Origin of the sequence: Streptomyces sp. CB02980, from assembly GCF_014451325.2 — a bacterium.
Classification (GTDB): domain Bacteria; phylum Actinomycetota; class Actinomycetes; order Streptomycetales; family Streptomycetaceae; genus Streptomyces.
In genome coordinates this window covers 349,172-368,720 of sequence record NZ_JACSCH020000008.1, presented here as the reverse complement: position 1 = coordinate 368,720, position 19,549 = coordinate 349,172, and the positions used below count along the sequence as shown (strand labels likewise).

The following is a 19,549-nucleotide window of genomic DNA, read 5'->3' as shown; positions in this document are numbered from 1 at the left end:
CATGCACGAGACCCGCAACGCCGCAGCCGCCGCTCCGCAAACGCCCGCCCCCCAGCCCGCCCAGCGCGGATCAGGCCATGATCAGCCCGCGGGTTCCACCCCGTTCCGGGCCCTGGCCCGCTAGACCGTCGCGCGTGACGCGCCCAACTGACGCACCAGGAGCGGGAGTTCATCGGGCCGCACCTGCCGATCGGCGAGTACGGCCGGTACCCCAAGACCCTGCGACGACCCTCTTGGGACGCTCGCGGGGCGGCTGACCGGCAAAGCCCACCTCGCCGCCGACCGCAGGCGCCGACCGCAGGCGTTCGTGCTGACCGCCGGACAGGCTGCCGACAGCCCACAGTTCACCCCCGTCCTACCGCGGCGCTCCTCGCACAGGGGATCCCGGACATCCCGCTTCGCCTTAGCCGTCCCGAGGTCAGTCGGGTGGTGGGGCCAGCTCCCCTCGCAGCCGCCGGGTGCGGAGTGCCAGCTCCAGCTCGAAGCGGCGGTCCGGGTCGTCCAGGTCGTCGCCCCACAACTCGCGGAGCTGCCTCAGGCGGTAGCGCACGGTCTGCGGGTGGACTCCGAGCCGGGCGGCCACCTCGGGAGCACCACCCCGCGTCTCCAGCCAGGCCAGCAGCGTCTCGGCGAGCCGTTGGGCGTGCGCCGGGCCGCCGGCCTCGTCCAGCTGCGCCAGCCGCCGCCGCGCCAGATCGTCGATCAGCTCACCCGCGGGCAGGAGCACCAGAGCTTCGACGTGCTCGCCGCAGTGCAGGAGCCGCCCTCGTGGCAGCAGCCCCTGCTGGATCATCCCGACGGCGGCCTCCGCCCAGCGCAGTGACGTGACGGCCTCCGCCAGGGGGACCGACGGGCCGATCGCCCCGGACCAGCCGGTCACCGCCCGGTCCAGCAGCTCCGCGCGTCCGGGGGCGTCCGGATCCGGTACGACCAGTCGCGGCTGCGTGCCCTCCACGTCGAGCAGCATCTCGTCGCCCACGGCCGGGGCGACGGCCTCCTGGGCTGGGCGGAGCAGCACCGCCACCGCCACCTTCCCGGGCAGCTGCCAGCCCAGGTCGGCCGCGCGGTCGGCGAGCAGCGCGGTCGGATCCGTGCGGTGTTCGGTGAGCAGGAGATCGACGAGCAGCCGTTGCAGGCGCAGGCGCTCCCCCGCCTGGCGGGCGACGGCTTCGGCGTAGCCGCGTACCGACTGGGCCACCATGACGTCGAGGTACTCGAACGCCGACTCGGCCAGTTCATACATGGCCGAAGGCGGGATGTCGACCTGCTGGCCGACCTCCGCCATGCGCCGCCAGGAGAGGCGGACGCCCAGCCGGTAGATCCCCTGCAAGGAGTCCAGGCTGCGCCCTTGGGAGACCTCGCCGCGGCCGAAGTCCCGGAACAGCTCCGGGAGGGCGCGCGGCCGATCCGACCCCGTGGTCATCTGTTCCACGAAGAGCTCGAGGGCATGCCGGATGGCCACGAGGGCCTTCGGTTCTCCGGACTCGTCGGGGAGGAGGACCAGGCCCGGATACTCCCGCCGGATCTCGGCGAGGATGTCCTGAGCGAGTTCGGGAACCTGCTCCAAAGCGCGGTCGGCGAACTGTTGAATCCGTTCTCGTGGCACGTCGTGCCACGCTGACGACGCTTCCACCACACCGCTCCTGTGCGTCCGGTCCGTACGCGCTCGGTCTGCGGGCCGCATGTTCCAACCTAGCCCGCACCGGAGCCGGCCGTGCTGGATGTGTCGTCCGTGGGCGGTTCGGGGAACGTGACGAGCGGCACATTCTGCTGCTCGGGTGTGGCGTCGAGAGCGGTGACGATTCCGAAGGCGGCGCCCGCGGCCAGGAGGGCGGCGGCGACGCAGGTCAGGAACGCGGCAAGCAGTCTGGGCATGGGGATGATCGGCCTCTCGGTCATCGAGGTCTGTCACCCAGCGCGCCGGCCCGGTCCGGCGCCGCCAGTATGAGAGGCGCATTGACAGGTGGTCAAGAGCCGCCTAATTTCGCCGCCACAGGACTGTTACTCCCGGGTACGCATTCTCGCCCCGGTCAGGCTGCACCCCGTGTGTGCGCCTTCTCCCCGCACGGCCCACGAGCCCTCTCGCACGTCGCGCCCGTATTGGAGTACCCGTATGCGTCGTTCAATATCACCTTTGTCCCTGATTCTGCTGGGTGTCGGAGTCTTCCTGCTGGTGCTCACCCAGCTGCTGGTCTGGTACGTGGAACCGCGCGCCAAGCGCACACCGACCGATGTGGACTCCACGACGGTCTTCAGTGGTCAGGGCAGCTACTTCGACACCGGTTCCGTCTCCGCGGTGGACGGCCAGACGCTCACGATCACCCGTCGCGTCCTGGGGGACGTCGCCGCCGGCGAGCACAGCGGAAACGCGATCTGGGACGTGTCGACCCAGATCGACTCGCCGAAGACGCTCGCGCTGGGCGACCCGCGCAAATCTCTGCAGTGGACCACCGAACGCTGGGTGACCGACCGCCGGACGAACCTGCCGGTGCGCTGCTGCGAGGAGAAGCCCGAGTTCGAGGGCGAGGCCTATCTGAAGTTCCCGTTCGACGTCGAGAAGCGCGCCTACTCCTGGTGGGACAGCACCCTGGGTGCCACCGTGCCGCTGGATTTCGAGAAGGTCGCGAAGGTCAACGGGCGCGAGGGCTACCGCTTCGTCGGCAAGGTCGAGGCCACCCCGACCGGCACCCGTCTGGTGCCCGGCGTGCTGGTGGGCAGCTCGAAGGGTGGACAGATCCTGGCGGAGGAGTGGTACTCCAACGCGAGGATCGAGCTGACCGTGGACCAGCGCACGGGCCGGATCATGAACGCGCTGATCGCGCCGAAGAAGACGCTGCGGGCCCCGGGGTCGAAGAAGGACGCGGTCACCCTGCTGGCCAGCGAGGGGTTGGAGTTCACGGACGCGACCCGGCGCAAGCAGGTGGCGCTGGCCTCCGACGACAGCGGCCGGCTGGAGCTGCTCGGCGAGACCGCGCCGCTCGTGGGCGGAGTGGCGGGCGGTCTGCTGGCGGTCGCCGGCGCCGTGCTGCTGATCCGCGGTCCCCGGCGGGGCGAACACTCAACAGAGTGAGTAAAACGGGCCCGCCCAAAGTCCCGAAATTGTCATCAGCGTGAGTAGCCGGAACGAATGCTTGAACGAACACTGATGTTACCCCGCGGTAAGGCCAACGTGTCCACTTGAACCGGCCGCCACCCTCGGCTGCCTGCCACCGCGGTGTCCGCAGTACCCGTACCCCGCAGTACCCGTACCGCGCAGTACCCGTATCCGCAGCACTCCGTACGAGCCAGCCCAGCGCTTCATCCCCGGAAGCCCGGCACACCCTCATGTGCGTATCCCCCTGCGCATCCCACCCGCAGCCGCCGAGTTGGAGCACCTCTATGCCCCAGCGCTCGTCCGCTCTGGCCCCCGGCCAGAAGGACTCCCGTTCCGTCCCCCCTCAAGCACGCACGGGCAGCCACGTCACCGACTCGCTCGCCCTCGACCCGCACACCGCGTCCCCCGGGGCGCCCGTGCCGCGTCGGATCACCTTCCTCGCCCGCCGCGACCTGGCCAACCGGGCCGCCGGCGGATCGGAACTGCTCATCGACCGGATAGCCGACGGTCTGACCGCCGACGGCCACGACGTCACGCTCGTGTGCGGAGGCCCGGCCGCCGCACGCGACTACCGGGTGGTATCCGCAGGAGGCGACGCGAGTCACTTCCTGCACGCCAGGTCGACCGTCGCCCGCGAGGTCGGCAACTGCGACCTGCTGGTCGAAGTGTGCAACGGCATGCCGTACCTGGCGCCGCTGTGGCACCGCGGGCCCACGTTGTGCCTGGTCAACCACGTACACACCGATCTCTGGCAGATGCGTTACCCGGGCCCGGCGGCACGGCTCGGACGCAGACTGGAGCACTGGGCACTGGCCGGCACCCATCGCGACAACCTGATGGTGGCCGTCTCCGATTCGACCGCCGCCGAGCTGCGCGCCATCGGCGTGGCACCCGACCGCATCCGGATCGTCAACAACGGCGTCGAAGAGCCCGCCCCACTGCTGCCCGAAGCGAAGGAACCGCTGTTCCTGGCCGTCGGCAGACTGGTGGAGTACAAGCGCGTCGACCTGCTCCTACGGCTGTGGGAGCGGGTGCGCCCCGTCACCGGCGGCCGGCTCGTCATCGTGGGGGACGGCCCCGAGCGGGAGCGGCTCGAAGACATGGCCGGCCCTTCCGTGACGTTCGCCGGCCGGGTATCGGAAGCCGAGAAGCACCGGCTGATGTGCGAGGCGTGGCTGCTGCTGCACCCCTCCCTCGTCGAGGGCTGGGGCCTGGTCGTCACCGAGGCGGCCGCGCGGGCCACCCCCGCGATCGGATTCGACATACCCGGCCTGCGCGACAGCGTCGAGGACGGGGAGACCGGGGTGCTCGCCCGGGGCGAGAGTTCGTTCGCCGCCGCGTGGTGCGCCCTGTCCCTGAGTGCCGACCGGCGCGCGGCCATGGGGCGTGCCGCGGTGCTGCGCGCCAAGCGCTTCCGCTGGAGCGCGACGGTCCGCCAGTTCCAGGCGGTCGCCGCCGAGGCCGTGGCCCGCACGGCGTCCCCCGGACGCGGCAGGAGCGTCCATGGCTGAGACCACCGAACGCGAGCCCAGAGCTCCATCGGCCGGCGACACCGCACACGGCTTCGAGGACCCATCGGTGAGCACCGCCGAACACGGCTTCAAGGACCCGTCGTTGAGACGGTCGGCCGCCCTCTTCCGAGCGTTCATGCGCGAACCCGACGATCCCGAGCGGTGCTACACCCTGCTAGCCCGTGACTCGGTCGCCCAGGTGGCACGCCATGTCGACCTGACCGGCAAGATCGTCGTCGACGTCGGCGGCGGCAGCGGCCACTTCACCGAGGAGTTCCGCCGCCGGGGCGCAGAGGGCTACCTCTTCGAGCCCGACCCGCGGGAGCTGAACGCCCGCGGCCGTACCACCGAGGACGCGGTCCTCGCCGACGGATACCTGCTGCCGCTCGCCGACGGCGTCGCGGACGTGTGCTTCTCGTCCAACGTGCTCGAGCACGTATCGGATCCGCAGACGTTCATCAGCGAGATGGCGCGGGTCACCCGCCCCGGCGGGCTGATCTACCTGTCGTTCACCAACTGGCTCTCGCCCTGGGGAGGTCACGAGACCGCGCCGTGGCACTACCTCGGCGCGGAGCGGGCCCGCGCACGCTACGAACGCCGCACCGGCCGCGCGGCCAAGCACACGCTCGGGGAGAACCTCTTCCCCGTCCACATCGGTTCCACCCTGCGGCACGTCCGCGGTCGCGACGACGTGCAGGTCGTGACCGCGCGGTCACGCTACTGGCCGTTCCTCGCGAGCACGATCACCCGGGTGCCGGGACTCCGCGAGATCGCCACCTGGAATCTGCTGCTGATTCTCAGGCGAAGCCCATGAGCATGCGAAGCGAGGAACGGTCATGACCACTACGGTCCAGGCGCCCACCTGGGTGCCGCAGCCCGGCCCGACGCCGACGAAGGCGTCCGGCGAACCGCGCGGACGCCGCCTGCTGTTCGGCTTCTGGGCCCTCGTCCTGGTGGCGTTCCTCGCGGTGTCACCGGGGAAGATGACGTTCGAGACCAAACTCGGCGTCGCCCTCGACCCCTGGCGCTTCCTCGGCGACCTCGGGTCGCTGTGGAACGGGAACGTCGGCCTCGGCGGCATCGCGAACCAGTACGTCGGCTATGCCTTCCCCGCACTCCCTTACTACGGGCTCATGGACCTGCTGCAGGTGCCGGTCTGGCTGGCCGAACGGCTCTGGCTCTCGATCATCGTGACCGCCGCCTTCTGGGGCACGCTCCGGCTCGCCGAGCGGCTGCGCGTGGGGACGCCCGCGTCCCGGGTCGTCGGTGCCGTGGCCTACGCACTGTGGCCCACCTTCACGATCGTCATCGGCTCGACCTCCGCCGCCGCGCTGCCCGGTGCCCTGCTGCCCTGGGTGCTGCTGCCGCTGACCTCCACGGCGTACAGCCCCCGGAAGGCCGCCGCACGGTCGGCCCTGCTGATCCCCTTCATGGGCGGCGTGAACGCCGCCTCGACCCTGGCCGCGCTGCTGCCCGTGGGCCTGTACCTCCTCAGCCGCCCGCCCGGCCGGCGCCGGCGCGCGCTGCTCGGCTGGTGGATACCGGGCGTCGTGCTTGCCACCGTGTGGTGGGTGGTGCCGCTGCTCCTGCTCGGCGCGTACGGCGAGAACTTCATGCCGTACGTCGAGCAGGCCGACACCACCACCGCCACCATGTCCGCGACCGAGCTGCTGCGCGGCGCCGGCAACTGGGTGGCCTATCTGAACTTCGGTGAGGCATGGCTGCCCGCCGGCTGGACCGTCGCGACCTCCGTCGTCACCGTCCTCGGCTCGGCGTTCGCCGCGGCGCTCGGCCTCGCCGGCCTGGCACGGCGGGACCTGCCGGAGCGCCGCTGGCTGCTCCTGACCGTCCTGGCCGTCGTCCTGATCGCGCTCGCCGGGTACGCCGGATCCTTCGGCGGTCCCTTCCACGGCGCCGTCCAGGACTGGCTGAACGGGCCGTTGAAGCCGTTCCGCAACATCTACAAGTTCCAGCCGGGACTGGCCCTCGCGCTCGTCCTCGGACTCGCCCATCTGACGGCCGTGCTGTCCGAGAGCAGGGGCTCCCACGCACTCCGCGGTCGCCGCTGGGTGCCCACGACCGCGGCCGTGCTCGTACTGCCCGGTCTGGCGCTCCCTTACGTCAACGGCTCGATCCTCCAGCCCGGGGCGTTCACCAAGCTGCCCACCCACTGGGAGAAGGCCGCCGACTGGCTCAAGGACAACGCCCGGGACAGCAGGGCCCTGATCGTCCCCGCGACGGCGCACGGCATCTACACCTGGGGCTCCCCCATCGACCAGCCGTTCGACGTGCTGGCCGAGACTCCCTGGGCACAGCGTGACTTCGTCCCCTTCGGCACCCCCGGAGCACGCCGCATGACGGACGCCGTCGAGCAGGCGCTGCTGTCCGGCGCCGAAGTCCCGGGCCTCCGGGCGTACCTTGCCCGGGCCGGCATGCACGAGGTGGTCGTCCGCAACGACCTCGACCCCGACCAGATCGGCTACGTCCCGCCGCAGACGGTGAAGCGGACCCTGGAGTCGTCCGGCTACCGCAAGGTCACCGGATTCGGCCCGCTGGTCACCGGCGGACGCATCTCCGCCGGCACCCCGCTCCAGGTGCAGGGGCTCTACCCGCGGCTCCAGGCCGTGGAGATCTACCAGCCGCAGGACGCCGGGCGGCCCGGCAGGGTCGGTGTCTCGGCCGTGGCCGACACGGCCGTGGTCAGCGGCGGACCCGAGGCGCTGCTCCAGCTGTCCGCCGAGCCCTCGATGACCGGCCGTCCGGCCGTACTGGCCGGGGACACGCTTCCCCAGGGCCTCGTCGCACCGGTGAAGGCGGTCGCGGACGGGCTGCGCCGGGCCGACACCCGGTTCGGTCTGGTCAACAACAACACCTCGTACACCTACACCGCGGACGAGCGCAATCACTCCGGCAGCCTGCAGAACCCGGGCGAGAAGCCCAAGCAGATCCTGCCGTCGGAGGGCACCGGTCACCAGACGACGGCGGTGCTGCGCGGCGCCCAGGCCGTGACGGCCTCCAGCAGCGGCAACTGGCTGTTCCACCTGCCGCAGTACGACCCGGTGAACGCCTTCGACGGCAACCCGGACACCGCGTGGGCCGAGGGCAGCCCGGGCGAGCCGGTCGGACAGTGGCTCCGGGTGGACTTCTCCCGGCCGACCGACATCCCGGCCTCCCTCCAGCTGACGCCCCTGCCGGGCGACGCCATGCGCGCGGCGCCCACCCAGGTGCGGATCGAGACCGACCGCGGTTCGGCCGACAGCCCCCTGCGGACGGACGGCCTGCCCCAGACCGTCAAGGCTCCCGTCGGCGAGGCCTCCTGGATGAAGATCACCGTCCTCGCCTCGCAGCAGGCGCGCCCGGGACTCTCCGGCGCCGGATTCTCCGAGGTGTCGATCCCGGACGTGCAGGTGACGCGCCTGCTGGAGCTGCCCGCCGACGCGGAGAACACCGACGCGGAGGCGACCGTGTACTCCCTGCACCGCGGTACCGACGCGGGCGGCCTGTCGCCCGCCTCGGCCGAGGTGGGACTGCACCGGCAGTTCAGCACCGAGGAGTCGGGCGAGTACCGGGTGTCCGCGCGGGCCGTCGCCGTACCCGGCGGCGCGCTGGACGAACTGCTCGACCGTTCGGCTCCCGGATCGAAGAACCGGCTGACGGCCGCCGTGGACTCCATCAGCCGCAACGGCACGTCACTCGGCGCCCGCAACCTGGTCGACGGCGACCTGACGACCGCCTGGATCGCCGGCGACCGGCCGGTCGTCCACCTGAGCTGGCCCGCGATGAAGAAGATCGACGAGATCATCCTCGCGCCGGCGGGCGGGGTGTCCACCCGGCCCGAGCAGGTGATGATCGGCTCCCCGCACGGCGCCGCGGTGGCCGACGTGGACGAGAACGGGCGGGTCCGCTTCCCGGCGATCGAGACGAACCGGCTCGACATCACCATCACCAGGGTCGCGCCGCTCACCGTTCACAACCCGGTGGCGAACGCGCAGTTGCAGCTGCCCGTCGGGCTGAGCGAGGTGCACGTTCCCGCGCTGGCCGACCTGCGGGTGCCGCGGCCGAAGCCGTCCGCCCGTTTCTCGCTGCCGTGCGGTGGGGGCCCGGACCTCGCCGTGGGCGGTGTCCTGCACAAGACGAAGGCCTCCGGGCTCGTCCGGGACCTCACCGAGCGACGCCCCGTCACCGTCACCCTCTGCGCGGGCGAGGAGAAGGACGGCACCCTGGAGCTTCCGTCCGGCGATCATGAGGTGGAGGCGAGTGACGCCGGCCCGCTGGCGATCACCGACGTCACGCTGACCCTCGGCACCCCGCGGGCCGTGGACGGAGCGGCGGGCCGTGAGGCCACCGTCACCAGGTGGGCCGACGACAGCCGGACCGTCTCGGTGTCGGCGGGCACGGGCGAGGCCGTCTACCTGCGGACCTACGAGAACGCCAACGACGGATGGAAGGCCACCCTGGACGGCACAGGCCTTGAGCCGGTGCGCCTCGACGGCTGGCAGCAGGCCTGGGTGATCCCGGCCGGCGCCTCCGGCACGGTGACCATGGAGTTCGAGCCCTCAGGTTCGTACCGGACAGCCCTGGTCGGCGGTGCGCTCGCGCTCGTCGCCCTCGCCGCCCTGGCCTTCGTGGGCCGTCGGCGCGACGACGGTGACACCGACGAGAGGCTGCCCGAACCGGCGGCCCCGGGGATGCTGCTCGGAACACTGGTGCTGACCACGGTCGTCGCGGTGGCGGCGGGGCCGCTGGCCCTGGTCGTGCCCCTGCTCGCCGTGGCGGCACGGTTCCGGCCTGGTGTGCTGGTGCCGACAGCGGCGGTGGCGATGGGCGGCGCCGGCGTCGTCGCCGCCCTGGGCGCCGGGGATCCGGTCGCCGACGGGGCCGGCGCGTTCAGCGGCTTCGCGCAGGTGCTCACGCTGGTGGCCCTGTCCGCCGCGCTGGTGACGGCGGTGCGGCCGACGGGCGCGGCCGACGGGCGCCGGGACGACGACGGGCACGGAGGCGACGACGGATGGGCAGACGGCGACGGGCATGAAGGCGACGGCGGTTCCGCCGCGCCGGACGCCGGACCGGTGGTCACGGCCAGGCCGCGAAGCACCGGCGACGGGCACCGGCCCGAGCAGCCCCTCTGGCGGCCGGAGGGTGGTGGCCCCTCGTGATCGAGCCGTGCACCGCGGCCGGGACGGGTGCCGCCCCCGAGAAGGAGACCGCCCCCGAGAAGGAGACCGCCGCCGGGAAGGAGACCGCCGGCGGGACGGGGACCGCTGCCGGGAGGGGGACCGCTACCCCTCCCGGCAGGGTCCGGATTCCCTTTCCGACCGTCGACGAGGTGTCGCGGCACTGCCTCAGCGACGACGAACCGGAGAGCGTACACATCGAGGTCCATCTCCCCGGCAGGCTGGACCCGGTACGGCTGCGGGCCGCGTTCCAGCAGGCCCTCCTCACACACCCCCGGGTGCTGGCACGAGAAGTGCCCGGGCGTGGGCACCGGCGGTCCTTCGCGTGGGAGCTGACCGGTCGGCCGGACCGCGATCCGGTGAGTTTCGCGGGGCCGGGACGCGACGCCTTGGCGCGGGCCCGGGCCCGCGCCCTGACGGAATGCCCACCGCTCACCCTGGTTCCGCCGATGCGCCTGGAAGTCGTCCAGGTGGAAGAGGGTGGGACCGTGCTGCTGCTGACGCTGCATCACACCGCTCTCGACGCCCCGTCGGGGCTGCGGGTGCTCGCCACGACCGCCGAACGGTACGGCGGCACGGAAGCCCTCCCGGTTCCCGGGCGGGTCCGGCCGGAGCGCTCGGGTCCGGCTCCGAGCGGGACCGGTGCCACCGGCCGCACCGGACTGGCGCGGCCCGTACGGGTCGCGCCGGACTCCCGCCCCGGGCCGGTACGCGCGCGTGCCGTGGGCAACGGCATGGTCCAGGCGGACCTGCCCGTTCCGCGGCGTGCGGCGCGAAACGGAGGCCTCCCGCCCTGGACCGTCAACGACCAACTCCTTGTCGCCACCTCACTGACGGTGGGGCGCTGGAACGTCTCGCAGGGCCGGCCGGCCGGTCCGGTACGTCTCACGATGCCGGTGGACGACCGGCCGCGCGGCACGGACATGCCGATGGGCAACGGAACCCGGCTCGTCGAGGTGGCCATGACCTCCGAGGACCCGCGCGACACGGAGCTGCTGCTCGGTGAGCGGCCGGACCCGGAGGCCGTGGCCCGGCTGCTGCGCACCACCGCACGGCGCACCCGTGCTCTGAAGTCTGCCGACGGCGCCCCCATGGGCGCGGGGGCGAGCCTGCTGACCGCACCCCTGCTGCCGGTCGGCGTCCGGGGCGTGCTCACCCGTGGCGCGCGGCGGGCGGCGGCTTCCTGGACGTCGACGGCGCTGGTCACGAACATCGGACGCGTGCCGTACGCGCTGGACTTCGGCGACGCAGGACGGGCGACGGCCGTGTGGTTCTCCGCACCGGCGCGGATGCCACGGGGGCTGAGCGTGGCGGCGGCTGCCACCGGCGGGCGACTGCACGTGACGTTGCGCTGGTCGCGGGCGCTGCTCGGTGACGCGTCAGGCGCGGAACTGGCGGGCCTGTTCGCGGAGTCGCTGTCGACGACGTCTCTCACTCGGGCCGGGGACACACCGCGTCCGGACACGACACCGGTGGGAACCCGCTCCACCCAGGACAACCACAAGAGGCCGTCATGACGTCAGCCACCGACTCCGCAGCCACCGCCTCCGCAGCCACCGAATCGGAAGCCGCCGACTCGGAAGCGGCCGATAAGTCACCCGTAACGGAGGCGACTTCGCCGGCCCCGCGCGCCCCCGGGCTGCGGGACTTCTACGAGAACCCCACCGTTCCCGTCGCCTCCGGGGAGGCCCGGACACTGCGGCAGGCCCGGATGCTGGCCGACGCGCTCGGCCCCGTGGGGCCCGGCCGCCCGGCCGCGACCGTACTCGACGTGGGCTGCGGGGACGGTTCGGCGGGCGCGATCGCGGCCCACGTACTCGGCGGGCACCGCGTCGTGGGGATCGACTGGTCGCAGGACGCCCTGCGCCGCGCGGCCCCGCGCCTGAGCCAGGTCGTCCGCGGCGAGCTGACCGGCAGCGGTCTGCCGCTCGCCTCCGACAGTGCCGACGCCGTCCTGTTCAGCGAGGTTGTCGAGCACCTTGTCGACCCCGACAGCGCCCTCGACGAACTGCGCAGGGTCCTGCGCCCCGGCGGGCATCTCATGCTCTCCACGCCGAACCTCGGCGCCTGGTACAACCGCGCGCTGCTGCTCGCCGGAGTCCAGCCGGTCTTCTCCGAGGTGAGTCTGCGGCGCATCCACGGCAGACCGGGCAGCGAGGTCGTGGGCCATCTGCGGCTGTACACGGCACGCGCGTTGCGCGAGTTCGTGGCCGCGTCCGGATTCGAGGTGGTGAAGCTCGCCGGCGCGCCGTTCCACGGAGTCCCGCGCCCGCTCCGGCCGCTGGACCGGCTGGCCTGCGGGGCGCCGTCGCTCGCGTCCATCCTCCTCGTGCATGCGAGAAAGGTGTAGCCCGTGGTGTGGGGTGTGGCCGCCGCGCTGGTGGCGAACGTCCTGTACAGCACCGGCTTCGTCCTGGAGAAGCGGGCGCTGGCCGGCATGCCGCCGTTGAGCGCCGCACAGCCGGGCCGGGCCCTCCTGCTTCTGGCCGGCCGGCCCTTGTGGATCTGCGGGGCCGTGGCGCTCGCCCTGGGGTTCGCCGCGCAGCTGGCCGTCTACCGCACCCTGCCGATCGCCGCCGCCCAGGGTCTGTTCCTGTCCGGTCTCGTCCTCCTGCTCGTGCTCTCGTCGTTGGTACTCGGCGAGCGGCCCTCCGGCCGCGAGCGGCGTGCGGTGGCCGTCATCGGTCTGGCGCTTGTGATGGTGGTGGCCTCGCTGTACGAGACCAGCGAGGAGATCAGCCGTACCGCTCCCACCGGAATCCTGCTGGCCCTGTGCCTGCCGACGCTCGCGGGCGGTCTCGTGCTCTACGCGGCCGCGGAGCGGCGCGCCCGCCGACGGCATCGGCAGCCGACCACCGGAGTGGCCTACGCGGTCGCCGTCGGTCTCATCTACGGCGTCAGCTCGCTCGCGATCAAGGGCGTCTCCGGGCACCTGGACACCGAGGACCTCATGGGCTCCGTACCCGCCGTGCTGGCCTCCCCGTACCCGTACCTCCTGCTGCTGACAGGCGTCAGCGGACTGGTGCTGTCGCAGACCGCCCTGCAGCGCTGCCGGGCGTCCCTGATCGTCCCCGTGTGCTCGACGGTGAGCTGCGTGTTCTCCATCGTGAGCGGCACGATCGCGTTCGACGAGCCGCTGCCCGACGACCCGTTGCGACTGTTACTGCGTCTCGGCGGCACCGTACTGGCGCTCACGGTCCTGCTCACCCTGCCGCGACACGAGGCGAACACCCCCACTCCCGAAGGAACCCGGTCATGAAGCCCGACAGCCCACTGCTGAAGATTCTCGCCTGCCCGCTCGACAAAGGGCCGTTGATCCTGGACGAGATCGGGGGCACGCTCTACAACCCGCGCCTGCGCCGGCGCTACCCGATCGTCGACGGCATCCCGCAGCTGCTTCCCTCCTCCGGTGTGCCCGCCGTCGGGAGCGAACACGACGCATGAGGCGCTCCCGGCCCCGTGCGTGACAGTCCGATGCGCGCGGGTGCTCAGGATCGTCGTCCGTCTGCCGGGCACACCGGCGCGTCTGCGCCTTCCGCGCAGGGAGGGCCCCTTAGGCGCAACTCTGGGGTTGCACCTAAGGGTGCGATGTGCAACTCTGGGGTTGCATTCGATGTCGCCGATGGAGGAGTCCCTCATGAACGATGACCGGATCGAACGCGAAACCCTGATCGCGGCACCCCTGGAGCGGGTCTGGTCGCTGGTGGCCCAGCCCGGGTTCTGGGTGGCCGACAAAGCGAGCCTGGCCGGCACCGTGGCCAAGGAGGGCGAGTCGATGGTGGCGAAGAACGCCGAGCACGGCGACTTCCCGGTGCGCGTGGAGAAGGTCGAGCCGCCGACGTACCTGGCGTACCGCTGGACCAGCGCGTTCCCCGGAGAAGAGCTGCGCGAGAACAACAGCACCCTCGTGGAGTTCACGTTGACCCCGGAAGGCGACAAGACGCGGCTGCGCGTCGTCGAGAGCGGGTTCGTGGCGCTGGCCGGGTCCGAGGAGCTGCGCAGTCAGAACCTGAAGGACCACGGCAAGGGCTGGCCCCTGGAACTCGACGCGCTCAGGACACGCGCCGAACAGCCCTCCACGTGACGGAAGAACCTCCCGGCGCCGCCCAGGCCGTCGACAGCGTCCTCGGTGCGCTGGCCGACCCGACGCGACGTCAACTGCTCGACCTGCTGGCCGCGCAGGGCGAGGCCACTGCAACGACGCTCGCCGAACGGCTTCCCGTCTCGCGGCAGGCGGTGGTCAAGCACCTCGCCGTCCTGGACGCCGCCGGGCTGGTTTCAGGCAGCCGGGTCGGACGCGAGGTGCGGTACACGGTGCGGCCTGCGGCGCTGGATGCGACGGCACGGTGGATGGCCTCGCTCGCGACCGAATGGGACCGGCGGCTGGCGAACATCAAACGCGTCGCCGAGGCAGCGGACCGGGATCCGCATTCGGCACGCCCCGACTGAAGGGAAGCACGTCATGGACACCACAGCACTTCGCGGCGCCTACGACAGGTTGCTCGATGCGGCGGCCATCCCCGGCCTCGGCGAGGCGGACGACGGAGGATGGAACGCCGACCGGATACTGGCTCATCTCCTCAGCGTCGACGCCTCGATCGCAGCGGTTGCCATGGGCGTCGTCGCCGGCTCGCGGCCCACCTTCGACAACCGGGTCTCCCTCGACCGCTGGAATCTTGACCGGATCATCGCCGAGCACACGGGCCGGGCGGACCTGATCGATCACGTCCGGAGCCAGGTCGCCGTCCTGTGCGACATCGCCGACCAGCTCAACGAGGAAGCCGCCTCGGTTCTGGTGCCGTCGCTCCTCCTGTCCAACGACGCACTCGTGCTGGACCAGCCGATTCCGCTGGCGAGCCTCATCGACGGCCTCGCCGAAGACCACGTGCCCGTGCACACGCAACAACTCCTCGATCTCCGCATCGCCGTCCCGGGGCACGCCTGAAGGCGGCGCCTGGGTCGACCTTCGGGCGCCCGGTCCCCCGTCTCCCCTCGACGAGGACCGACCGCGTGGACCGCGCCGCCAGGGACCAGCAGTTTTCCTGCGATTGCCCCACCGAAGTCAGCACCGAACCAGCACCGAACCAGCACCGGGGAATCTCGTTCCGGCAGGCGAACAAGGATGTGCCCGTTCTGACCGGCGGCAGGGCCGAACGAAAGGCCTGGCTCAGGGCGCCGTGGTTTCGGGGCCGCGGGGGGACGCTCGTACGGCCGGGTGGCCTCTCACGCTTGCGCTTCCAGGCGGTTCGGACGGCGTCTGCGGTGCGCCTGAGTGCGATGAGCCGGCCGCCCGAGTTCATTGCCGTCCTTCGCGTTCACACAGGTCTGCGCCGAGTTCGGCAGCGACGGACGCACCGACCGGGTACTCGCCCGGCTGCTCGACGACGGCACCGCCTGGATCAGCGGCTCCACCTGGCACGGCACGCGTCATGCGGATCTCGGTGAGCAACTGGTCGACCACCGACGACGATGTGACGCGCACGCTCGACGTGATCCGGCGCGCGGCCGCCAGGGCCTGACGACAGTCGAACCGCCTGACGTGTCCCTCGTCTTCGCCCGCCACACGTCTGGTGCACCGTCGAGCGTCGTCGAATCCGCAGAGGTCGGGCGGCCTGGGTATCGGCGACTCTCGGTTTCCGCCCCTGCTCAGGCGCAGGAACAGCAGTAGCAGTAACACATCAGCGCGCCGTAACGGCCGACCTCGAAGGAGTACTCCGTGCCCGCCGGGACGTACATCCAGTCCCCGGCCGTGAGTTCGTAGCCGTTGTAGACGATCGACCCGCCGGCGATGAACCGGATGCCGGCACCGCCGTTGTGCGCGTGCGGCGACGCCTGTGCACCCGGCTCGGCAACCGTGATGTAGAGCTGGGACTCACAGGCCATGTACACCGGAAGCTGCCACTTGCGGAACCCCGGCGGGACGTTGTCGACCTCGAGAAGCTTCATCGCCTTCTCGACCCCGGCGTCCCTTGACGTGATGATGCGGCCCTCGACGTCGAGTCCGCTCTCGCGGACAGCGCTCTTGATCCGCTCCACCCCCTGCTCGAACGTGAGCCTGTTGGGATCGAAGGTCTGCTGTGCCATGGACTTCTCCTTCTGTGTGACGGTCACGGACCATCCGTGCGTCCGGTCGAAGGAGTGAGTTCCCCGTCTGCTCAGGGGCCCACGACAGCCAGGAAGGTTTCACTGCGACAGCCGCATCGGGGTAACCGTGTGGCGCAGGCCAGTTCCCAGGTCTACGAGACCGTCGGCGCCGCCGCGGCAGCAAGCCATGGAGGCTGGGCGCACACGAGCGACCCGAACTATGGTGTCCCACCACATACGCCCCTGACCTGCGACTTCCTACGGTGTGGCGACACCGAATCGTCCCCGTACCTGCCTGGAAGTGGTGCACATGGCCGCCGCAACAACCTCCCCGACGCCACCCGGTTCCCTCAAGCGGATCGTCGCCGCCAGTCTCATCGGCACCACCATCGAGTGGTACGACTTCTTCCTGTACGGGTCCGCCGCCGCGCTCGTGTTCAACAAGCTGTTCTTTCCCGGGTCCGATCCGCTCGTCGGGACCCTGCTGTCCTTCCTGACGTACGCGGTCGGATTCGCCGCCCGGCCCCTCGGGGCGCTGGTGTTCGGGCACTACGGCGACCGGCTCGGGCGGAAGAAGCTGCTGGTGCTCAGCCTGCTGCTGATGGGTGGGGCCACCTTCGCCATCGGACTGCTGCCGACGCACGCGACCGTCGGGTCCGCCGCCCCGGTGCTGCTGACCGCGCTGCGGCTCGTGCAGGGGTTCGCGCTCGGTGGTGAGTGGGGCGGGGCCGTCCTGCTGGTGTCCGAGCACGGGGACGCCAAGCGGCGCGGGTTCTGGGCCTCGTGGCCGCAGACCGGTGCGCCGGCCGGTCAGCTGCTCGCGACCGGTGTGCTGTCCGCGCTGACCGCGCTGCTCTCCGACGCCGCCTTCGCCTCGTGGGGCTGGCGCATCCCCTTCCTGCTCTCCGGTGTGCTCGTGATCGTCGGCCTCTGGATCCGGCTCTCCGTCGACGAGTCGCCCGTCTTCAAGGCGGCCCTCGCCGCCGCCGAGGAGCGCAAGGCCGTCGCCGGGCAGGTCGAGAAGATGCCGCTGGTCGCCGTCCTGCGGCACCACTGGCGGGACGTGCTGATCGCGATGGGCGCCCGCATGGCGGAGAACATCTCGTACTACGTGATCACCGCGTTCATCCTGGTCTACGCGACCACCGAGGTCGGGCTCTCCAAGCAGACCGCACTGAACGCCGTTCTCATCGGCTCCGCCGTCCACTTCGCCGTGATCCCGCTCTGGGGCGCGCTCTCCGACCGCCTCGGCCGCCGTCCCGTGTACCTGATCGGCGCGGTCGGGGTCGGTGCCTGGATGTTCCCGTTCTTCACGCTCATCGACCGGGGCACCTTCGGCTCGCTGCTGCTCGCCGTGACGGTCGGCCTGGTCCTCCACGGGGCGATGTACGCGCCGCAGGCCGCCTTCTTCTCCGAGATGTTCGCGACCCGGATGCGGTACTCGGGTGCCTCCATAGGCGCCCAGTTCTCCTCCGTGGCCGCCGGCGCGCCCGCCCCGCTCATCGCGACCGCGCTCCTCGCCGACTACGGCAACTCGACTCCGATCGCCCTGTACGTGATCGCCGCCGCCCTGCTCACCGTGGTCGCGATCGCCTGCGCCGAGGAGACCCGCGACCGTGACCTCGGGGAGATCGAGGAGCGGACCGCCGCCGATGCCAAGGTCGGCGCCGACGCCTGAGCCCCGGTCACCCGATCCAGGACGTTCGTGAAGGGCCCGGTGCCCCGCTCCTGAGGAGCGGGGCACCGGGCCTTTCTCACTTGCTCGCGACCGCGTCCGCCAGTGCGTGCAGGCGCAGCGCCAACTGGATCTCCAGTGCGCGGGCCGGGGACTGCCAGTCCGGGCCGAGGAGGCGGCCGATCCGTTCCAGCCGCTGGGCCACCGTGTTGACGTGGACGTGGAGTTCGTCCTTGGTCCGGGCCGGGCTCATGCCGCTCGCGAAGTAGGCGTCCATGGTGCGGATCAGGTCCGTGCCCCGGCGCCGGTCGTACGCGACGACCTGACCCACGGTCCGGTCGACGAAGCCGTCGATGTCCCGGCCGTCGGCGAGCAGCAGGCCGAGGAAGCCGAGGTCCTCGGCCGCGGCGCCCTGGCCGGAGCGGTGCAGGAGCCGGAGCGCGTCGAGGCAGCGGCGGGCCTCCTCGTACGCGACGGCCACCTGGTCCGGGTGGTCAAGAGGTGCCCTTACGGGGGCGGAGGCGCCCACGGTGACGGGTTCGCGCAGGGTGCCGCCGAGGCTGCGCGCGGTCTGCCGTGCGAGGTCGGCGGCGCTCTCGCCGGGGCCGAGGGGCAGCAGCAGGACCGTTCCGCCGTCGCGGGCCGATGCGAGTCCGTGGCGGGTGGCGGCCAGGTGGGTGGCCGCCGACCAGAGGCGTTGGCGGTCGGCGCTCTCGCGGCCGCCGGTATCCGGATCGACCGTGCCGCCGGCCCGGTCGATCCGCGCGGCGAGCACGACGTGCGGGGCTTCGCTGTCGGTACGGAGGCGGGCGGCGCGCTCCTTGAGCAGCCGTCTGTCGCGGTCGGGGGCGTCGAGGAGGTCGTCGAGGAGTTCGCCCCGTACCCGCTGCTCGGCCTCGCCCGCCGAGCGGCGGGCGAGCAGGAGGAGGGAGGTGACGAGCGCGGCGCGTTCCAGGGTGCGCTGGTCGACCGGGTCGAGGTCCGGCTGGCCGTGCAGCACGAGGGCGCCGAGGGTCTCGCCGCCGGCGGAGACGGCGGCGACCCAGTCGTCGCCCTCGCGGACGGCGTGACCCCCGGCGCGGCGGGCGGTTCCGGCGCCCTCCTCGGTGAACTCGACGGTTCCGCCGAGGACCTCGGAGACGGCGTGGGCGACGTCGTGGACGCCGCCGCCGTGCAGGACGAGCTCGGAGAGCCGGTCGTGGACCTCGGAGGCGCGCTCTATGACGCCGCTGTGCTCGCGGATGATGTCGTTGGCGCGCTCCAGCTCGGCGAGGGCCGAGCGGGTCTCGGCGAGGAGGTTGGCGGTGTCGATGGCGACGGCGGCGTGCGCGGCGAAGGAGCCGAGCAGCGCGACCTGTTCGCGTTCGAAGACCCTGGCCCGTCGGTCGGCGGCGAAGAGGACGCCGATGACCTGGCTGCCGAGGCTGAGGGGGACGCCGAGAATGGCGACGAGGCCCTCGTCCCGTACGGCCGTGTCGATGGTCCGGGTGTGCTGGAAGCGCGCGTCGTCGAAGTAGTCGTCGGTGACGTACGGGCGGGCCGTCTGGGCGACGAGGCCGCCGAGCCCCTCCCCCATGCCCAGTCTGAGCTGCTGGAAGCGGGCGGAGACCGAGCCCTCGGTGACCCGCATGTACGTGTCGCCGGCGGCGGGGTCGTTGAGGCTCAGGTAGGCGCACTCCGTGCCGAGGAGCGAGCGGGCGCGCTGGACGATGGCGCGCAGCACCGCGTCGAGGTCACGGAGTCCCGCGAGGTCGTGGGCGGTGGCGAAGAGCGCGGACAGTTCCGCCTCGCGGCGCCGCCGCCCCTCCAGCTCGGCCCGGACCCGCAGGGCGAGCTGCTTGGCCTCTTCGAGCTCGGCCAGCGCCTCGGGGCCCGCGCCGCTCGCGCGGGCGAGCAGCACGGGCCGGTCGTAGGCCTCCGTCGCGGCTCCCCTGGTGAGGAGTTCGAGGTAGGAGACGTGTTCGTGGGACATGGACACAGGGATACCTGCCGAACGTGTGGTCGCACCACC

The 19,549-nt window shown here is 71.9% G+C and carries 17 protein-coding genes and 1 pseudogene; 13 read left to right on the top strand and 5 right to left on the bottom strand.

Annotation, left to right across the window (positions count from 1 at the left end):
• Positions 1–230: 230 nt before the first annotated feature.
• Positions 231–364: pseudogene (locus tag E0F75_RS19775) on the top strand (IS5/IS1182 family transposase); the annotation flags it as partial.
• Positions 365–418: 54 nt separating this feature from the next.
• Here the strand turns inward: E0F75_RS19775 and E0F75_RS19770 are convergent.
• Together E0F75_RS19770 and E0F75_RS19765 are read right to left on the bottom strand one after the other, a co-directional pair.
• Entirely contained in the window at positions 419–1,606 is a 1,188-nt protein-coding gene (locus tag E0F75_RS19770; protein ID WP_187623837.1) for a CdaR family transcriptional regulator, read from the bottom strand.
• Between the two features lie 86 nt (positions 1,607–1,692).
• Positions 1,693–1,875 carry a hypothetical protein gene (locus E0F75_RS19765; RefSeq protein ID WP_187623836.1) on the bottom strand — a complete coding sequence of 61 codons (183 nt, stop codon included), beginning with the start codon at positions 1,873–1,875 and terminating at the stop codon, positions 1,693–1,695.
• A gap of 238 nt (positions 1,876–2,113) precedes the next feature.
• Between E0F75_RS19765 and E0F75_RS19760 the strand changes: the two genes are divergently transcribed.
• From E0F75_RS19760 to E0F75_RS19710, 11 genes are all read left to right on the top strand, one after another.
• Positions 2,114–3,070 carry a DUF3068 domain-containing protein gene (locus E0F75_RS19760; RefSeq protein ID WP_187623835.1) on the top strand — a complete coding sequence of 319 codons (957 nt, stop codon included), beginning with the start codon at positions 2,114–2,116 and terminating at the stop codon, positions 3,068–3,070.
• Between the two features lie 308 nt (positions 3,071–3,378).
• Complete coding sequence (locus E0F75_RS19755) at positions 3,379–4,605, top strand: glycosyltransferase family 4 protein (protein WP_187623834.1); 1,227 nt, start codon at positions 3,379–3,381, stop codon at positions 4,603–4,605.
• A gap of 136 nt (positions 4,606–4,741) precedes the next feature.
• Positions 4,742–5,419: a class I SAM-dependent methyltransferase gene (locus tag E0F75_RS19750; protein WP_187623868.1), complete on the top strand. Its 678-nt coding sequence runs from the start codon at positions 4,742–4,744 to the stop codon at positions 5,417–5,419.
• 22 nt (positions 5,420–5,441) lie between these two features.
• Positions 5,442–9,761, top strand: a complete 4,320-nt coding sequence (locus E0F75_RS19745) for an alpha-(1->3)-arabinofuranosyltransferase family protein (protein ID WP_187623833.1) — start codon at positions 5,442–5,444, stop codon at positions 9,759–9,761.
• A gap of 146 nt (positions 9,762–9,907) precedes the next feature.
• Positions 9,908–11,296 carry a condensation protein gene (locus E0F75_RS19740; protein ID WP_187623867.1) on the top strand — a complete coding sequence of 463 codons (1,389 nt, stop codon included), beginning with the start codon at positions 9,908–9,910 and terminating at the stop codon, positions 11,294–11,296.
• Entirely contained in the window at positions 11,293–12,129 is an 837-nt protein-coding gene (locus tag E0F75_RS19735; protein ID WP_229312738.1) for a bifunctional 2-polyprenyl-6-hydroxyphenol methylase/3-demethylubiquinol 3-O-methyltransferase UbiG, read from the top strand. The genes E0F75_RS19740 and E0F75_RS19735 overlap by 4 nt, the downstream gene beginning before the upstream one ends.
• Before the next feature lie 3 nt (positions 12,130–12,132).
• Positions 12,133–13,038: a DMT family transporter gene (locus E0F75_RS19730; RefSeq protein WP_187623832.1), complete on the top strand. Its 906-nt coding sequence runs from the start codon at positions 12,133–12,135 to the stop codon at positions 13,036–13,038.
• Complete coding sequence (locus E0F75_RS19725) at positions 13,035–13,223, top strand: Trm112 family protein (RefSeq protein ID WP_187623831.1); 189 nt, start codon at positions 13,035–13,037, stop codon at positions 13,221–13,223. Before E0F75_RS19730 ends, E0F75_RS19725 begins: the two co-directional genes overlap by 4 nt.
• A 193-nt stretch (positions 13,224–13,416) precedes the next feature.
• Positions 13,417–13,863: an SRPBCC domain-containing protein gene (locus E0F75_RS19720; protein WP_187623830.1), complete on the top strand. Its 447-nt coding sequence runs from the start codon at positions 13,417–13,419 to the stop codon at positions 13,861–13,863.
• Positions 13,860–14,228 (top strand): helix-turn-helix transcriptional regulator, encoded by a 369-nt coding sequence (locus E0F75_RS19715; RefSeq protein WP_187623829.1) that lies wholly within the window; start codon positions 13,860–13,862, stop codon positions 14,226–14,228. Before E0F75_RS19720 ends, E0F75_RS19715 begins: the two co-directional genes overlap by 4 nt.
• Positions 14,229–14,241: 13 nt before the next feature.
• Positions 14,242–14,724, top strand: a complete 483-nt coding sequence (locus tag E0F75_RS19710) for a hypothetical protein (RefSeq protein ID WP_187623828.1) — start codon at positions 14,242–14,244, stop codon at positions 14,722–14,724.
• Positions 14,725–15,075: 351 nt separating this feature from the next.
• Here E0F75_RS19710 and E0F75_RS19705 read toward each other — a convergent pair whose 3' ends face one another.
• A complete protein-coding gene (locus E0F75_RS19705) occupies positions 15,076–15,342 on the bottom strand; it encodes a hypothetical protein (protein WP_187623827.1) in 267 nt (88 codons plus the stop codon).
• 83 nt (positions 15,343–15,425) lie between these two features.
• Positions 15,426–15,863: a cupin domain-containing protein gene (locus E0F75_RS19700; RefSeq protein WP_187623826.1), complete on the bottom strand. Its 438-nt coding sequence runs from the start codon at positions 15,861–15,863 to the stop codon at positions 15,426–15,428.
• Between the two features lie 310 nt (positions 15,864–16,173).
• Between E0F75_RS19700 and E0F75_RS19695 the strand changes: the two genes are divergently transcribed.
• Positions 16,174–17,541, top strand: a complete 1,368-nt coding sequence (locus E0F75_RS19695; protein WP_187623825.1) for an MFS transporter — start codon at positions 16,174–16,176, stop codon at positions 17,539–17,541.
• Between the two features lie 76 nt (positions 17,542–17,617).
• Here E0F75_RS19695 and E0F75_RS19690 read toward each other — a convergent pair whose 3' ends face one another.
• Entirely contained in the window at positions 17,618–19,510 is a 1,893-nt protein-coding gene (locus tag E0F75_RS19690; protein WP_187623824.1) for a GAF domain-containing protein, read from the bottom strand.
• Positions 19,511–19,549 lie beyond the last annotated feature (39 nt).

Excerpts from the sequence above, each read along its gene's own strand:
- E0F75_RS19710 (WP_187623828.1), top strand. The coding sequence starts at position 14,242 with ATGGACACCACAGCACTTCGCGGCGCCTACGACAGGTTGCTCGATGCG.
- E0F75_RS19760 (WP_187623835.1), top strand. The coding sequence starts at position 2,114 with ATGCGTCGTTCAATATCACCTTTGTCCCTGATTCTGCTGGGTGTCGGA.
- E0F75_RS19725 (WP_187623831.1), top strand. The coding sequence starts at position 13,035 with ATGAAGCCCGACAGCCCACTGCTGAAGATTCTCGCCTGCCCGCTCGAC.
- E0F75_RS19720 (WP_187623830.1), top strand. The coding sequence starts at position 13,417 with ATGAACGATGACCGGATCGAACGCGAAACCCTGATCGCGGCACCCCTG.
- E0F75_RS19695 (WP_187623825.1), top strand. The coding sequence starts at position 16,174 with ATGGCCGCCGCAACAACCTCCCCGACGCCACCCGGTTCCCTCAAGCGG.
- E0F75_RS19755 (WP_187623834.1), top strand. The coding sequence starts at position 3,379 with ATGCCCCAGCGCTCGTCCGCTCTGGCCCCCGGCCAGAAGGACTCCCGT.
- E0F75_RS19735 (WP_229312738.1), top strand. The coding sequence starts at position 11,293 with ATGACGTCAGCCACCGACTCCGCAGCCACCGCCTCCGCAGCCACCGAA.
- E0F75_RS19765 (WP_187623836.1), bottom strand. The coding sequence starts at position 1,875 with ATGCCCAGACTGCTTGCCGCGTTCCTGACCTGCGTCGCCGCCGCCCTC.
- E0F75_RS19690 (WP_187623824.1), bottom strand. The coding sequence starts at position 19,510 with ATGTCCCACGAACACGTCTCCTACCTCGAACTCCTCACCAGGGGAGCC.
- E0F75_RS19750 (WP_187623868.1), top strand. The coding sequence starts at position 4,742 with ATGCGCGAACCCGACGATCCCGAGCGGTGCTACACCCTGCTAGCCCGT.
- E0F75_RS19745 (WP_187623833.1), top strand. The coding sequence starts at position 5,442 with ATGACCACTACGGTCCAGGCGCCCACCTGGGTGCCGCAGCCCGGCCCG.
- E0F75_RS19700 (WP_187623826.1), bottom strand. The coding sequence starts at position 15,863 with ATGGCACAGCAGACCTTCGATCCCAACAGGCTCACGTTCGAGCAGGGG.